Genomic DNA, 13,544 nt, shown 5'->3' with positions numbered 1-13,544 from the left:
CCCGACCGAGGCCTGCGCCGTCACCGTCGGCCTGCACAGCCTCGGGCTGCCCGAGCTGGTCCTGCCCGCGCGACCCGAGAACCTCGACCCCGGACGTGCCTGGAGGCTGTCGCACCGCGACCTCAGCAGCCTTCTCAGGGATCTCGGGGACGCCCTCATCGGGGGCGACCTGTGGGAGCGCGACCTCCTCGCCGAGCTGGACACCGGCGTGACCGCCGCTCGGCTGTACCCGGAGTTCCCGGCCGGCCTCGACCTGCTCGTCGCGGTCGCCCGGACCGGTCGCAGCCCGAAGGCAGCGGCCGTGGCCTCCGCGCTGCGCACACTGCTCCCGGCGCAGGGGCGGCCCGAGGTGACCCTCGTCCGATGGGATCTCGTCGACGGGCCGCGCGTCGTCGACGCGCTCGTCGGATCGGCCGCGGGGCACGACCCGGTGCCACTGGCCGAGGAGCTGGCCAGGGTCCGGGCCCGGACGGCGGCCCTGCGCGGCGAGATCCTCGAGCGCGACGGCCGCCCGGGCCGGGTCCCGGTCCGATGGCGCCCGAACCCGCGGCGGGCGCCGCACCCCTCGGGCGAACCGCAGCAGCAGCGGTTCGGGCCGCGCCATGCCGTCGTGGTCGCCCGCGCAGAACAGGTGCTGCTCTCCGACGTCCGCCTCCTCAAGGCCTTCCTCACCCTTGCCTGGGACGTCGCGGACGCCGCCGCGGGCGAGGTCGTCGGTGCGATCGGGGCGCTCGCCGGCGCCACCGGGCGTGGGCACGTGCCCGCCGAGCTCGAGCTCGCCGCCGAGGACGTGACGACGCTGCTCACCGGCCGGCAGGGCGACGCGATGCGCTGGCAGCGGGCCTACCTCGCGCAGCAGCACCGGGTCTGCGTGGAGCACCGGGCCACCCTGGAACGGATCTCCCGCGACCGTCTGCTCCGTCACGTCCACGCATTGCTCGCCACGGAGGCGTTCGCCGACAGCCTCCCGCCGGCGACCGCGGCCCGCGGCCGGGCCTCCTGGGCCGGGGCGCTCGAGGCCCGGCCGTGGTGACCGGCCGGGTGGCGACCCCCGTGGGCCGCCCCGCAGTCGCCGCCGGGAAGAAAAACTTGAACACTCAAGTTATCACCGGTACAGTCGAGCAGAAGTTGAGCGCTCAAGGAGTCCACCATGCGACCGATCCGCCCCGACGCACCCGCCACGGCCGTGACCCCGGCACCCGTGGCGACCGTGCCTGCGACCGTGCCTGCGACCGCGGCGACCGTCCGGACCGCCGTGACGGTGCCGCTCCGGTTCGCCGACGGCTGGACGACCACCTCGGACGTCTTCACCTTCGACGGGCTCGCGGACGGCAAGGAGCACCTCGCGGTCGGCCTCGGCGACTGGCGCGCCGCCCTCGAAGGCCGGACGCCGGCCGGGCGGACTCTCGTGCGACCGCACTCGGAGTGCCTCACCGGCGACGTCCTCGGCTCGCTGCGCTGCGACTGCGGCCCGCAGCTGCGCGAGGCGGCCGAGCGGATCGCCGGGGCCGGCGGGTTCCTGCTGTACCTGCGCCAGGAGGGCCGCGGCATCGGCCTCTACGCCAAGCTCGACGCCTACGCCCTGCAGGACGACGGCCTCGACACCTACGCCGCCAACCGGGCGCTCGGGCGTGCGGACGACGAGCGCGACTACACGGCGGCCGCGCAGATGCTGCTGGCGCTGGGCGCCGGCGAGATCGACCTGCTGAGCAACAACCCGGACAAGGCCGCCCAGCTCGAGGGCCTCGGCGTCCGGGTCGCGCACCGGGTCCCCACCGCGGTCCACCTGTCGACGGCGAACGCCCGGTACCTGCAGGCGAAGGTCACCCACACCGCGCACACCATCGCGCTGCCCCTGGCGGTCTGACGCCCCGCACCCCGGCGGACCTTGACGGACCCGCGCCGCCCACCCACCCTGACGACACCAGAACGAGCGAGGACGACATGAGCAGCAGCTTCACCTCCCGACCGGCCGCCCCGGCCGAGTACGAGGAGTTCCTCCGGACGGCTCTGCCGGCGACCCGCGCCCAGCGCGCGTGGACGCCTGCCGACGGTCCGCTGCCGGCCATGTACTACGGCCACGGCGCGCCGCCGCTGCTCGAGGACGCGCGCTGGATGAGCCAGCTCTTCGCGTGGACGCAGTCGATCCCCAAGCCGAAGGACGTCCTCGTCATCAGCGCCCACTGGGAGTCGGCGCCGCTCAGCCTGTCCGGCACGGCGCAGGGCACCCCGCTCGTGTACGACTTCGGCGGCTTCCCCCAGATGTACTACGAGATGACCTACGCCAGCCCCGACTCCAGCGCGCTCGCCAAGCGGGTCGCGGCCGCGATGCCCGACACCGAGCCGGTCTACGAGCACAAGCGGCGCGGCCTCGACCACGGCGCCTGGGTGCCGCTCAAGGTGATGTACCCGGACGCCGACGTGCCCGTCGTCCAGATGAGCCTGCCGACGCACGACCCGGCCCGCCTCCTCGAGATCGGCCGTCGGATCCACGACCTGCGCGCCGAGGGCACCCTCGTCATCGGCTCCGGGTTCCTCACCCACGGCCTGCCGTTCCTCACGCGCGAGCACTGGACGAACCGCGACGCGGCCCCGCCGGCGTGGTCGTCGGAGTTCGACGCGTGGGCCGGCGAGGCGCTGTCGAAGGGCGACGTCGACACGCTCGCCTCGTTCGCGAGCGCGGCGCCCGGCATGCCCTACGCCCACCCCACCGTCGAGCACTTCACGCCCCTGTTCGTGACGCTCGGCGCCGCGCAGACCCCGGACGCCCCGGTCGAGCCGACCGTGGACGGCTTCTGGATGGGGCTGTCGAAGCGGTCCTTCCAGGTCGCGTGATGGCGGACCCGACGTCGGCGACCCTGGCGGCCGCAGCGCCCGAGCAGCCCTCGGGCGCGGCCGCCGGGCGGTCCGGGCCGCGGTGGCTCACGGACGCCGAGCAGCAGGTGTGGCGCGGGCTGATGCCGGTGCTCCACGAGCTGCCGGCGGCCCTGGACCGCCAGCTCCAGTCCGACGCCGGGATCCCGCACACCTACTACGTGATCATGGCGATGCTCTCCGAGGCGCCCGACCACGAGCTGCGGATGAGCGAGCTGTCCCAGGTCACCGCGAACTCGCTGAGCCGGCTGTCCCACGCGGTCGCCCGGCTCGAGGGGTACGGCTGGGTCCGGCGCCGCAAGTGCCCGACGGACCGTCGCGGCCAGATCGCCATGCTCACCGACGCCGGCATGGCGAAGGTCGTCGAGCTCGCCCCCGGCCACGTCGCCGCCGTGCGCCGGTTCGTCTTCGACGCGCTCTCCCCCGAGCAGGTCGAGACGCTCGGCCGGATCTCGGAGGCGATCAGCGCGGCGATCGCCTCCGCAGGCCCCGGCACACCGGACGGCGGTCCGGCCGAGGACGCCTGAGCCCGCGGCACGGTCCGGTCAGCGGACGAGGTTCACCGCGGACAGCACCGTGACGACGAGGACGACCCGCTCGAAGAGCACCTGGTCGATCCGGCGGATCGCCCAACGGCCGACCGCGGCACCGGCGACGACACCCGGCGCCAGCACCAGGTCCACCCCCAGCGCGTGCAGGTCGAGCAGCCCGAGGCCGACGCTGAACGGGACCTTGACGAGGTTGAACAGGGCGAAGAGCCACGCGCCGGTGCCGAGGAACGCGAGCATCGGCATCCGCATCGAGAGCATGTAGAGGGACATCACCGGGCCGCCGGCGTTGGCGACCATCGTCGTGAAGCCGGTCAGCGAGCCGTAGAAGGCGGCGGCCGTGTGCCGCGCCCTGCGCGTCCCGGCGGCCGACGCCGCGTCCGCCGCGTCCGCCGGGGAGGTCGCAGGGACCGAGGTCTTCGCGGCGGCGGCCGGGACCGGCGCCGCCGCCCGCTCCCGGGACTGCCGGGAACGCGTCCACAGGTTCACGGCGACGAGCAGCACGAGCACGACGCCGATCGTGCGGCGCATCACCGTGTCGTCGACCGTCGCGACGAACACCGCGCCGAGGAGGATCCCGACGACGACCGTCGGCATGAGCCGCAGCAGGGTGCGCCAGTGCGCGTGCTTCCGGTACGACCACACCGCGAACACGTCGCCCAGGATGAGCAGCGGCAGGAGCACCCCGGTCGACTCCCGGGCCGGCATCGTCGCGGCGAAGATCGCCACGCTGATCGAGGCGACCCCGCCGATCGCGGTCTTCGCGAAGCCGACGAGGACGGCCGCGACGACGAGCAGCACGATCTCGACCGGCGACCAGCCGGCGAACCACGCAGCGACGTGGTCGCCCAGGGAGGTCACAGGGGCCAGGGTTCGCCATGCCGCCCGCACCGTCCAGTCGGCGGACGGCCGTCTCGGCATCCGGTCGCACCGTAGGCTGCGATCACCCGACGAGGACCCCGACCCAGGAGGAGAACACCGTGGTCGTCGAGCATGTGCTCATCACCGTGACACCCGGCCGGGAGGCCGAGTTCGAGGCGGAGTTCCCCAAGGCCCGGGCGGTCCTCGACGAGGCCGAGGGCTTCCTCTGGGGCGAGCTGCACCGCTTCGTGGAGCGCCCGTCGACGTTCCTCGTGCTCCTGGGCTGGGAGACCCTCGAGGCGCACACCGTGACCTTCCGGAACAGCGACCTCTTCCCGCGGTGGCGCGCCGTCGTCGGCCCGTTCTTCGCCGAGCCGCCCGTCGTCGAGCACCTGCGCCCCGTCACCGCGGGGATCACTGCCGTCAGCTCGTGAGCTTCCCGAGGGCCTGCCCGCCGTGCTCGAGCTTGGTCGCGGTGTCGGCGAGGCCCTGACCGGCGTGGTCGACGAGACCGCCGATCTTCCGCAGCACGTCGGCGACCTTGGCGAGCTCCGCGCCGACCCCGTCGAACCGCTCGGCACCCTCCCGGACGCGCGCGCTCGCGGCCCCGAGCAGCTTGCCCTCGCCGAGGTCGAGCCCGGTGACGAGCTTGTGGCCGAGCACCTCGGAGTAGGTCGGCCGCACGCTCGGGATCGGGACGTCGGCGAGCTCGTCACCGACCTTGTCGAGCAGGTCCCGGGCCGAGGCCAGCTCACGCCGGCACGCGTCGAGCGCCTCCCCGGCGAGCGCGGCGAGCGCCTTGACCCCGCTGCTCTCCGCACCGCCGTCCCCGGTGAGGAAGGCCGCGGCGCCGCGGGCGTCGTCCGCCGCCCCGGTGAGGAACTGCGACACCGAGCCGAGCAGCTCCGGCAGCCGGGCCGCGAGCCGGACGAGGTCGTCGCCGTGGTCGCGGACGAACTCGACCGCCGAGGCGACGTCGTCCTTGTGGTCCCAGACCGCCGAGACGACGTCCTTGACCCGGTCCGGGTCGACCCCGGCGAACCCCTGCGGGGACGTGGCGTCCCCGTTGCCCGCTGCGCTCATGAGCGGGGACTGTAGCGATCACCCGCCCCGGCGCGGGGGCGGAACCGGCCCGAGAGCGGAACCGGGCCCGGGGATCAGGCCGCCGGGTCCGGCGGGGTGCTCGGCGCCGGCGGGACGGCGAGCGGGTCGGGCCGGCCCCAGGTCGTCCAGACCTCGCAGACGGCGTCCGCGACGGCCCGTGCCTGGACGTCGTCGAGCACGGCGTCCGCCCCGTCGAGCGCGCACCGAGGGCCGAGGCGCAAGGTCGCTCCCCCGTGCCTGGGGACTGCGTTCCCCCGCGCGAGAGGGACGCGCACGGCGGCCACATACCCGGGTCCGCCGGGCTCCCACGCGACGTCCGGCGGCAGGTCCCCGAGCCGGACGCCGTCCGGCAGCGCTCCCTGGACCGCGACGAACGCCTCGTTGAGCGGGAAGCCCACCGGCAGGCTGGTGCCGTTGGGGTCGCCGGTCCCGGTGGTCTGGCTCGGGGTCGCCGTCGGCCCCAGGGCCACGCCCGGCGTCCGCTGCGCCCCCTGCCAGCCCGGCGCGCCGGCCGAGAGGAACGCGGCACCGCTCGCGGCCACGAGCACCCCGGCCCCGAGGCCGACCCGGGTGCGCCGGCGGCGGCGCTGCAGGAGCCGGCCCCGCCGCTCGACGTCCTCGACGGTGAAGCGCATCGGGGGCTCGTCCCGGACGAGCGTCCCGAGGGCGGCGCCGAGCAGCGCCCCGGCGGTCTCGTCGGCAGCCGGGCGGGCAGCCGGGTCGGTAGCCGGGTCGGTGGGGTACGGGTCCGTCGTCATGGGGTGACCTCCTGGTCCGGGCGCGCGCCGAGGGCGTCACGCAGGTGCGCCAGCCCGCGGGCGGCCTGGCTCTTGACGTTGCCGGTGCTGCACCCGAGCACCCGGGCGACCTCGTCGACGGGCAGGTCGTCCCAGTAGCGCAGGACGACGACGGCGCGCTGCGAGGCACCGAGCCCCGCCAACGCCCGCAGGAGGACGTCCCGGGTGCCGTCGTCCGCCCCGGCGGGCGCACCGTCACCGGAGCGCGGGTCGGGGACGTCGGGCAGCGCCGGCGCCGCGACCTCGCGCCGCCACGGCCGCCGGCGGTGCGCGAGCACCCCGTTGACGACGACCTTGCGGGCGTACGCCTCGACCGGCCCGCGCCCCGCGAGCCGGGGCCAGTCCGCGTAGAGCCGGGCGAGGGCGTCCTGAACGACGTCGTCCGCGAGGTGCCAGTCACCGCACATGAGATAGGCGGTGCGCCGCAGCGCCGCACGCCGCGCGGTCGCGAACTCGCGGAACGACGGCGTCACCGGCCCCGGCGCGGCCCGTGCCGACGCGTCGTCCCGTGCTGCGTCGTCCGGCGTGCCGTCAGCCCCGGCGATACCCGCACCTGCGGCCGCTGCGGCCGTCGTCCGTCTCGTGCCCACGCCCCTCACATGCACGCGGGGGCCCCGGAGGTTGCACGCCGGACGCGGCCGGGCCGCCGGGCCTCGTCAGCCGAGCATCCACAGGTCGGCGTCCGACGGACCGCGCGGGCCCTCCGGGACCGGGTCGGGCGGGGTCCGGCGCCGCCGCACCTGCTCGGCGGCCCACCCCCGGACCGCGCCCGCGAGCCCCTCGGCCCCGGCGCCCAGCCGGGTGAGGTCGCTCGCCCGCGGGCCCGCCGGGACGTCTCCCGGCAGCGACGACGCCGCGACGAGCCAGCCGGGCAGGCCGAGCAGCCGGAGCACGCCGGCGAGCCGCTCGGACTCGATGACGCTGTCGGGGTCGAGATCCTCGGCGAGCAGCTCGGCGAGGTCGTCGGCGTCGTCGGCGCGGCCGCAGGCCGCGGCGAACGTCTCGGCGTGCTCGACGCCGACCGGGTCGGGGAGCGTGTCGTCGTCCTCGCCCCGCCCCACCGAGGGGTCGCTGACGTAGCGGCCCAGCTCCTGCGCACCGTCCCAGACGGCGACGAGGAGCTGCCGGTCGGCGAGCACCCGCAGGACGACGACGGTCGCCCCGAGCGCGCCGGCGAGGTCGGTGCCGAGCCCGGCGACGCCCCGACGTCCCGACGCGACGGTGCCGGCGCCGGACCGCGGGACGGCCGCGACCCAGCCCTCCTCGTCGGCGCCGACCCACCCGGAGAACCCCGCCTCCCGCAGCGCCGCGAGCACGCCGTCGCGGGTCGGCGCCGGGCGCAGCGAGCCGCCGAGGCGGCCGCGGCCGGCGTCGGGAGGCGTCGCGAAGACGTCCTCGGGCACGTGCGCGGTCCGGTCCCCGACGCGGACGACGAGCGCGGCGTAGGTGTAGCCGACCGGGCCGGTGCGGTCCCCGCCTGGCCCGACGAGGGGGTAGCTCACCCGTGCATGATGCCGCGCCCGGCCCCTGCCTGCGGATCGGTCGTCCGGCGGGTCGCGCCCCGGCCGGACCGGGACCCGCGACCCGCGCGCCCGGCCGGGGCCGGCGGGACACTAGGGGGGTGGAACGGATCGGGGTCGTCGGGGCAGGGATCGTCGGGCTGGCTGTGGCACGTCAGGTCACGCAGCTGCGGCCGGACGCCGTCGTCACGGTGCTCGACAAGGAGGACCGCGTCGCGGCGCACCAGACCGGTCACAACAGCGGCGTCGTCCACGCCGGTCTCTACTACGCGCCAGGGTCGCTCAAGGCGACCCTGTGCCGGCGCGGGGTCGGGCTGCTCCGCGAGTTCTGCGCCGAGCACGGGCTGCCCTTCGAGGAGGCCGGCAAGCTCGTCGTCGCCGTCGACGAGTCCGAGCTCCCGGCGCTGGAACGGATCCGCGAGCGCGCCGTCGCGAACGCCGTCCCCGACCTGCGCCCGCTCGACGCCGCCGGCCTGCGGGACGTCGAGCCGCACGCCGCCGGGGTCGCCGCGCTGCACTCCCCGCGCACGGCGATCACCGACTTCGTGGCCGTGACCGCGGCGCTCGCGCGCGACGTCGAGGCCGCGGGCGGGCGGGTGCTCCTCGGCCGCGAGGTCACGGCGGTCGAGCGCACCGGTGCGGCCGGCGAGCAGGTCACGGTGACGACCCGGCGGTCCGGGCTGTCCCGGGCCGACGACGGCGAACGCTTCACGTTCGACCGGCTCGTCCTCTGCGCCGGGCTGCAGTCGGACGTCGTGGCCCGCCGCGCCGGGGACGACGCGGCGCCGGCGATCGTGCCGTTCCGCGGCGAGTACTGGACCCTGCGGCCCGAGCGCACCTCGCTCGTCCGCGGGCTCATCTACCCCGTGCCGGACCCGGCGTACCCGTTCCTCGGCGTGCACTTCACCCGCCGGGTCGACGGCCGGGTCGACGTCGGCCCGAACGCCGTCCTCGCCCTGGCCCGGGAGGGCTACCGGCGCCGCGACCTCGCCGTGCGCGACCTCGGCTCGACGCTCGCCTGGCCCGGGTTCCGCACGATGGCCCGGGCGCACTGGCGGATGGGGCTCGGCGAGATGGCCGGCTCGGCGAGCCGCACCCTGTTCATGCGGCGCGCCCGGCGCTACGTCCCGGAGGTCACCGCGGCGGACGTCGTCCCCGCGCCGGCCGGCGTCCGGGCCCAGGCCGTCGACCGCGACGGCAGCCTCGTCGACGACTTCCGGATCTCGGACCTCGGGCCCGTCCTCGCGGTCCGCAACGCCCCCTCCCCCGCGGCGACGTCGTCGCTCGCCATCGCCGAGCACGTCGTGGCGATGCTCCTGGGGACGGCGCCGGCACCCGTCTGACGCGCCCGTCCGACGGACCGCCTGACGAACCAGGCCGGGTCAGACCGGCCGGTCCGCCTCGAGGTCGGCCGCGATCTTCTCCTCGTTCGCCGCGACGTACTCGTCGAACGACATCGACAGCCCGAGCTGACGGTACCGGGCCGCGAGGACGACCCGCTCGTCGGCGTCCGGCCAGGCCTGCGGGTCCCACAGCCGGCTGCGCCGGAACGCCTTCGCGCAGTGCGAGAACACCGTCTCCACCTCGACGACGACGGCGAGCACCGGCCGGCGCACCTCCTCGACGAACAGGTCGAGCACGGCGTCGTCCGTGCTCAGGTGCGCCGGACCGTCCAGACGCAGCGTCTCGGACTGCCCGGGGACGACGAACAACAGCCCGGCGTACGGGTTGAGCACGACGTTGCGCAGCGAGTCGAGCAGGTTGTTGCCGTTGAGGTCGGGCAGCGCGACCCGGGTGTCGTCGAGCACCTTGACGAAACCGGGCGGGCCGCCGCGCGGGGAGACGTCGCAGCGGCCCTGTCCGTCCGCGGTCGCGAGGAGCACGAACGGCGACGCCGCGATCGCGGTGCGCAGGCCGTCGTCCAGCCGGTCCTTCTTCTTGGCCCGCGTCCGGTCGAGCGCCGGCGGGTAGAGGGCCTCGAGCCCCTCGAGCGTGTCGATCGTCGCCATGGCACGAACCGTAGGCGTGTCACCGGCGCGCGGTCGACGGCAATACCGGCGAAACGCGCACGCCCCAGACTCCCGCGGGTGACGACGAGCACGCTGACGCCGCCCCGTGCGCAGGACCGCCCCGGCGAGCCAATACGCTTACCAGTCGTGTCCAAGGTGCTGACCAGCCTGCCTGTCGGGGAACGTGTCGGGATCGCCTTCTCAGGCGGCCTCGACACCTCTGTCGCCGTCGCGTGGATGCGTGAGAAGGGGGCCGTCCCCTGCACGTACACCGCCGACCTCGGTCAGTACGACGAGGACGACATCTCGACCATCCCGGGCCGCTCGATGCAGTACGGCGCCGAGCTCGCCCGGCTCGTCGACTGCCGTTCGGCGCTCGTCGAGGAGGGCCTGTCCGCGCTCGCGTGCGGCGCCTTCCACATCCGCTCGGCGGGCCGCGCGTACTTCAACACGACGCCGCTCGGCCGCGCCGTGACCGGCACCCTCCTCGTGCGGGCCATGCACGACGACGAGGTGATGATCTGGGGCGACGGCTCGACGTTCAAGGGCAACGACATCGAGCGGTTCTACCGCTACGGCCTGCTCGCGAACCCGAAGCTGCGGATCTACAAGCCGTGGCTCGACGCGGACTTCGTCGAGGAGCTCGGCGGCCGCGCCGAGATGTCCGCCTGGCTCACCGAGCGCGACCTGCCGTACCGGGCGAGCCAGGAGAAGGCGTACTCGACCGACGCGAACATCTGGGGCGCCACCCACGAGGCCAAGCGCCTCGAGCACCTCGACGCCTCGATCGAGCTCGTCGAGCCGATCATGGGCGTGCGGTTCTGGGACCCCTCGGTCGAGATCGCCACCGAGGACGTCACCGTGACGTTCGACCAGGGCCGCCCCGTCGCGCTCGACGGCAAGCAGTTCGAGGACGCCGTCGAGCTCGTCCACGCCGCGAACGTCATCGGCGGCCGGCACGGCCTCGGCATGAGCGACCAGATCGAGAACCGGATCATCGAGGCGAAGAGCCGCGGCATCTACGAGGCCCCCGGCATGGCGCTGCTCTTCGCGGCGTACGAGCGGCTCGTCAACGCGATCCACAACGAGGACACCGTCGCGGCGTACCACAACGAGGGCCGCCGCCTCGGCCGTCTGCTCTACGAGGGCCGCTGGTTCGACCCGCAGGCGTTCATGCTCCGTGAGTCCCTGCAGCGCTGGGTCGCGGGCGCCGTCACCGGCTCGGTGACCCTGCGGCTGCGTCGCGGCGAGGACTACTCGATCGTCGACACGACCGGCCCGCACCTGTCGTACCACCCGGACCGGCTCTCGATGGAACGCACCGAGGACGCCGCCTTCGGCCCGCTGGACCGGATCGGCCAGCTGACGATGCGCAACCTCGACATCTCCGACTCCCGGCAGAAGCTCGAGCTGTACGCGGCCCAGGGCCAGCTCACCGGCCAGGCCGAGATCCTCGGCCGCCTCGAGCCGGGCGGCGCCGACCCGATCGCCGCGATCGGCACCGTCGACGAGGGCGACGTCGAGCCGCTCGACCGCGCCGCGATGGAGTCCGGCACCGACTGACCGCCCCGGCCGGCCGCCCGTCAGGTGACGTCGCGGTAGCCGTACCTCGTGCCGAGGGCGAGGCAGTCGGCGGCGGGGACGACGCCGTCGGACGTCCCGGCGCCCTGCAGGTTCGCCGCGGCGGCGCAGACCCCCAGGCGCAGGCAGTCCTCGACGGGCAGGTCCTCGTGCAGGCCGAGGACGACGCCCGCGGCGAACGCGTCGCCGGCGCCGGTCGCGTTCCGGATCACCTCCGGCGGCAGCCGGACCGAGCCGTGCCGGTGCACCGTGCCGTCCTTCGCCACCGCGACCGCACCGGCCGGGCAGTGGACGACGACGAGCCGGCCGACGCCGAGGTCGAGGCAGCCGCGGGCGGCCGCCTCGATCCCGGCCCAGTCGACGGCGCCGTCCACCCCGACGGCCTTGACCTCGACCCCGGCGGTCGCCGAGGCCTCGACCTCGTTGACGACGAGGTAGTCCAGGTGCGGCAGGCACGGCCGCGCGAGGTCGCGCAGCCGCAGCGCGTCGAGCCCGACGAGCTCGAGGTTCGTCCGCAGCCCGGCCGTCTGCGCCGCGCGCAGCAGCCGCACCCAGCCGGTGTCGCCCGCCGCGTCGACGGTGTCCATCGCCGCGTGGATCCCGGGCGAGCCGCAGTGGAAGACGCGTGCGGACGACGCCCCGAGCGGGACGTCGTCCGGCACGAGCAGGTCGTTCGCCCCGGCGTGGTGGAAGAACGTCCGCACCCCGGAGCCCTTGAGCACCATGGCGTCGGTGAAGGACGTCGCGGCGTCCGCGGTGACCCGGACGCCGCCTGTCCCGACCCCGACCGCGGCGCACTCGTCGAGCACGAACCGGCCGTGGTCGTCGTCCCCGACGACCCCGGCGAGCCCGACCGGGAACGGCGCCCCGAGCCGGGCCAGGTCGACGGCCATGTTGAGGCCCGGCCCGCCGGTGCTGAGGTTCACCGACTCGATCATCGCGAGCCGCTCGGGCGTGGGCCAGACGTCGACGACCTTCGCGGCGTCGACGACGATGCACCCGGCGCACAGCACGCCCGCGCGCTCCTGCCACGACGGCGTCATCGCCGTCCGCCCGCCGTCCGCCCGCCGGCTGCCGTCAGGCCCCGGCGCCGGCGGCGAGCACCGGCTCGGTGACGCGCAGGTCGTCCTCGAGGGACCGCACCGGCGCCAGGCCGGCCGCCGCGAGCGCCGCGTGGTACTCCTTCACCGCGGCCTCGGGCGTGTGCTCACCGCGCAGGACGGCGCGCATGAGGCGCACGAGGTCGAGCTGGGACTCCGCGCGCTGGATCTTGCGGCCGAAGAGCGCGACGCGGGCGCCGTGCTGCTCGCCCTGGTGGAGCAGCTCGAAGCAGTCCCGGGTCGTGCCCGCCGAGCCGCCGAGGATGCCGACGACGAGCGCGGGGTCGTTGTCGACGAGCTCGCGCATCGCGCCCGCGCCGTTGTAGGCCATCTTGAGGAAGAGCGGCCGCTCGGACGACGTCACCCCGGCGAGGGTGCGCAGGATCGAGTCGTTGACGAACGCGCCCACCTCGTCCGCCGCCAGGCCGACGGGGGCGTTGGGGTTGAACACCTCGAGGAAGTGCCGCATCCCGACGGCGCGGGCGTCGGCCCGGAACCGGGCGTACTCCTCGACGCTGCGCAGGTCGTGGTCGAGGTCGTTGTTGAACGTCACCGAGTACAGGACGAGGTCGCAGAAGCCGCGGACGACCTCGAGGTTCGCGCTGCGGAACGGCCGTGACGGGACCGTCGTGTAGGCCGAGCCGCGCTGGTTCCAGATGTCGGTCGTGTCGTTGCCGCGGACGGCGAGCGTCACCGGGGAGGTGTCGAGGACGCCGTCGGAGGCGATCCGCTCACCGTTCGAGGCGCTCGTGAGGAGGATGTCGATCGCCTCGGCCTCGACGAGGGCCTTCATGTGGGCGAGGTACTCGGGGCGGCTGCGGAAGCCGGACCCGTCGGGGCGGGGACCGGCCGAGGCCGCCCCGAACGCCATGTCGGCGTCCTTCGCGTCCGCGAGGACGAAGTCGTCCCCCGTGTAGCTCCCGTCGCCGATCGCCGCCAGCTTGCGCTCGAGTGCCTTCATCGCGTGTGCCACTACCCCTTCGGAGTCGGGCGCACCGATCGCCGCGGACGGTCCTCGGCCGGGCGCCGGTCGCCACGCTACGCCGGTAGACAGCGCTGTCATAGGGGCTGTCCGGAGCATGGACGCCGCCGCCCCGCCACCTGGGGAGGTGACGGGGCGGGGGTGCCGGTGCGCGAGGGGGGCCGGCGC

Annotated in this window: 15 protein-coding genes; 7 read left to right on the top strand and 8 right to left on the bottom strand. The window is 75.2% G+C overall.

Annotated features, from left to right (window positions below; genetic code table 11):
* The 4 genes from EDJALFJO_RS34095 to EDJALFJO_RS07275 all read left to right on the top strand — a co-directional run.
* On the top strand, positions 1 to 1,033 hold a 1,033-nt coding region (locus EDJALFJO_RS34095), incomplete at its 5' end, for a hypothetical protein (protein WP_158220324.1).
* Between the two features lie 117 nt (positions 1,034 to 1,150).
* Positions 1,151 to 1,867, top strand: coding sequence for a GTP cyclohydrolase II (gene ribA / locus EDJALFJO_RS07285; RefSeq protein ID WP_088283680.1), 717 nt, complete (start codon positions 1,151 to 1,153; stop codon positions 1,865 to 1,867).
* A gap of 77 nt (positions 1,868 to 1,944) precedes the next feature.
* The gene (locus EDJALFJO_RS07280; protein ID WP_088283678.1) at positions 1,945 to 2,835 is read left to right on the top strand and encodes a dioxygenase; all 891 of its coding nucleotides are present in this window, start codon (positions 1,945 to 1,947) and stop codon (positions 2,833 to 2,835) included.
* Positions 2,835 to 3,401 (top strand): MarR family winged helix-turn-helix transcriptional regulator, encoded by a 567-nt coding sequence (locus EDJALFJO_RS07275; protein WP_198950087.1) that lies wholly within the window; start codon positions 2,835 to 2,837, stop codon positions 3,399 to 3,401. Before EDJALFJO_RS07280 ends, EDJALFJO_RS07275 begins: the two co-directional genes overlap by 1 nt.
* An 18-nt stretch (positions 3,402 to 3,419) precedes the next feature.
* On the opposite strand, the gene EDJALFJO_RS07270 is transcribed toward EDJALFJO_RS07275, so the two are convergent.
* A complete protein-coding gene (locus tag EDJALFJO_RS07270) occupies positions 3,420 to 4,274 on the bottom strand; it encodes a sulfite exporter TauE/SafE family protein (RefSeq protein WP_369812500.1) in 855 nt (284 codons plus the stop codon).
* A gap of 128 nt (positions 4,275 to 4,402) precedes the next feature.
* Here EDJALFJO_RS07270 and EDJALFJO_RS07265 point away from each other — a divergent pair, with 128 nt between their 5' ends.
* Positions 4,403 to 4,717, top strand: a complete 315-nt coding sequence (locus tag EDJALFJO_RS07265; protein ID WP_088317363.1) for an antibiotic biosynthesis monooxygenase — start codon at positions 4,403 to 4,405, stop codon at positions 4,715 to 4,717.
* Here EDJALFJO_RS07265 and EDJALFJO_RS07260 read toward each other — a convergent pair.
* The 4 genes from EDJALFJO_RS07260 to EDJALFJO_RS07245 all read right to left on the bottom strand — a co-directional run bounded on the left by EDJALFJO_RS07260 (position 4,707) and on the right by EDJALFJO_RS07245 (position 7,686).
* Entirely contained in the window at positions 4,707 to 5,366 is a 660-nt protein-coding gene (locus tag EDJALFJO_RS07260) for a hypothetical protein (RefSeq protein WP_088283672.1), read from the bottom strand. The two genes, EDJALFJO_RS07265 and EDJALFJO_RS07260, sit on opposite strands and share 11 nt — an antisense overlap.
* A 74-nt stretch (positions 5,367 to 5,440) precedes the next feature.
* Positions 5,441 to 6,145, bottom strand: coding sequence for a hypothetical protein (locus EDJALFJO_RS07255; RefSeq protein ID WP_088283670.1), 705 nt, complete (start codon positions 6,143 to 6,145; stop codon positions 5,441 to 5,443).
* Positions 6,142 to 6,657: a SigE family RNA polymerase sigma factor gene (locus tag EDJALFJO_RS07250; protein WP_088283682.1), complete on the bottom strand. Its 516-nt coding sequence runs from the start codon at positions 6,655 to 6,657 to the stop codon at positions 6,142 to 6,144. Before EDJALFJO_RS07250 ends, EDJALFJO_RS07255 begins: the two co-directional genes overlap by 4 nt.
* Before the next feature lie 183 nt (positions 6,658 to 6,840).
* Entirely contained in the window at positions 6,841 to 7,686 is an 846-nt protein-coding gene (locus tag EDJALFJO_RS07245) for a hypothetical protein (protein WP_088283668.1), read from the bottom strand.
* A gap of 119 nt (positions 7,687 to 7,805) precedes the next feature.
* Here EDJALFJO_RS07245 and lhgO point away from each other — a divergent pair, with 119 nt between their 5' ends.
* Positions 7,806 to 9,047, top strand: coding sequence for an L-2-hydroxyglutarate oxidase (gene lhgO / locus EDJALFJO_RS07240; RefSeq protein ID WP_088283666.1), 1,242 nt, complete (start codon positions 7,806 to 7,808; stop codon positions 9,045 to 9,047).
* 39 nt (positions 9,048 to 9,086) lie between these two features.
* On the opposite strand, the gene EDJALFJO_RS07235 is transcribed toward lhgO, so the two are convergent.
* Positions 9,087 to 9,713, bottom strand: a complete 627-nt coding sequence (locus tag EDJALFJO_RS07235) for an MSMEG_1061 family FMN-dependent PPOX-type flavoprotein (protein WP_088283664.1) — start codon at positions 9,711 to 9,713, stop codon at positions 9,087 to 9,089.
* Positions 9,714 to 9,860: 147 nt separating this feature from the next.
* Between EDJALFJO_RS07235 and argG the strand changes: the two genes are divergently transcribed.
* Positions 9,861 to 11,276: an argininosuccinate synthase gene (gene argG / locus EDJALFJO_RS07230; protein WP_088283662.1), complete on the top strand. Its 1,416-nt coding sequence runs from the start codon at positions 9,861 to 9,863 to the stop codon at positions 11,274 to 11,276.
* A gap of 20 nt (positions 11,277 to 11,296) precedes the next feature.
* On the opposite strand, the gene EDJALFJO_RS07225 is transcribed toward argG, so the two are convergent.
* Positions 11,297 to 12,337: a carbohydrate kinase family protein gene (locus tag EDJALFJO_RS07225; RefSeq protein ID WP_088283660.1), complete on the bottom strand. Its 1,041-nt coding sequence runs from the start codon at positions 12,335 to 12,337 to the stop codon at positions 11,297 to 11,299.
* Positions 12,338 to 12,371: 34 nt separating this feature from the next.
* On the bottom strand, positions 12,372 to 13,355 hold the full coding sequence (locus EDJALFJO_RS07220; protein ID WP_088283658.1) for a hypothetical protein: 984 nt from the start codon (positions 13,353 to 13,355) through the stop codon (positions 12,372 to 12,374).
* Between the last annotated feature and the right edge of the window lie 189 nt (positions 13,356 to 13,544).

The sequence above is a fragment of the Kineosporia sp. A_224 genome, assembly GCF_002198655.1.
Lineage (GTDB): Bacteria > Actinomycetota > Actinomycetes > Actinomycetales > Kineosporiaceae > R-H-3.
The sequence above is the reverse complement of the archived record's forward strand: the minus strand, read 5'-3'. Positions and strand labels throughout refer to the sequence as shown.

What these genes read in the sequence shown, in the direction of transcription:
- ribA (WP_088283680.1), top strand. Translation starts at nt 1,151, where the DNA reads ATGCGACCGATCCGCCCCGACGCACCCGCCACGGCCGTGACCCCGGCA.
- EDJALFJO_RS07280 (WP_088283678.1), top strand. Translation starts at nt 1,945, where the DNA reads ATGAGCAGCAGCTTCACCTCCCGACCGGCCGCCCCGGCCGAGTACGAG.
- EDJALFJO_RS07275 (WP_198950087.1), top strand. Translation starts at nt 2,835, where the DNA reads ATGGCGGACCCGACGTCGGCGACCCTGGCGGCCGCAGCGCCCGAGCAG.
- EDJALFJO_RS07260 (WP_088283672.1), bottom strand. Translation starts at nt 5,366, where the DNA reads ATGAGCGCAGCGGGCAACGGGGACGCCACGTCCCCGCAGGGGTTCGCC.
- EDJALFJO_RS07255 (WP_088283670.1), bottom strand. Translation starts at nt 6,145, where the DNA reads ATGACGACGGACCCGTACCCCACCGACCCGGCTACCGACCCGGCTGCC.
- EDJALFJO_RS07235 (WP_088283664.1), bottom strand. Translation starts at nt 9,713, where the DNA reads ATGGCGACGATCGACACGCTCGAGGGGCTCGAGGCCCTCTACCCGCCG.
- EDJALFJO_RS07225 (WP_088283660.1), bottom strand. Translation starts at nt 12,337, where the DNA reads ATGACGCCGTCGTGGCAGGAGCGCGCGGGCGTGCTGTGCGCCGGGTGC.
- EDJALFJO_RS07220 (WP_088283658.1), bottom strand. Translation starts at nt 13,355, where the DNA reads ATGAAGGCACTCGAGCGCAAGCTGGCGGCGATCGGCGACGGGAGCTAC.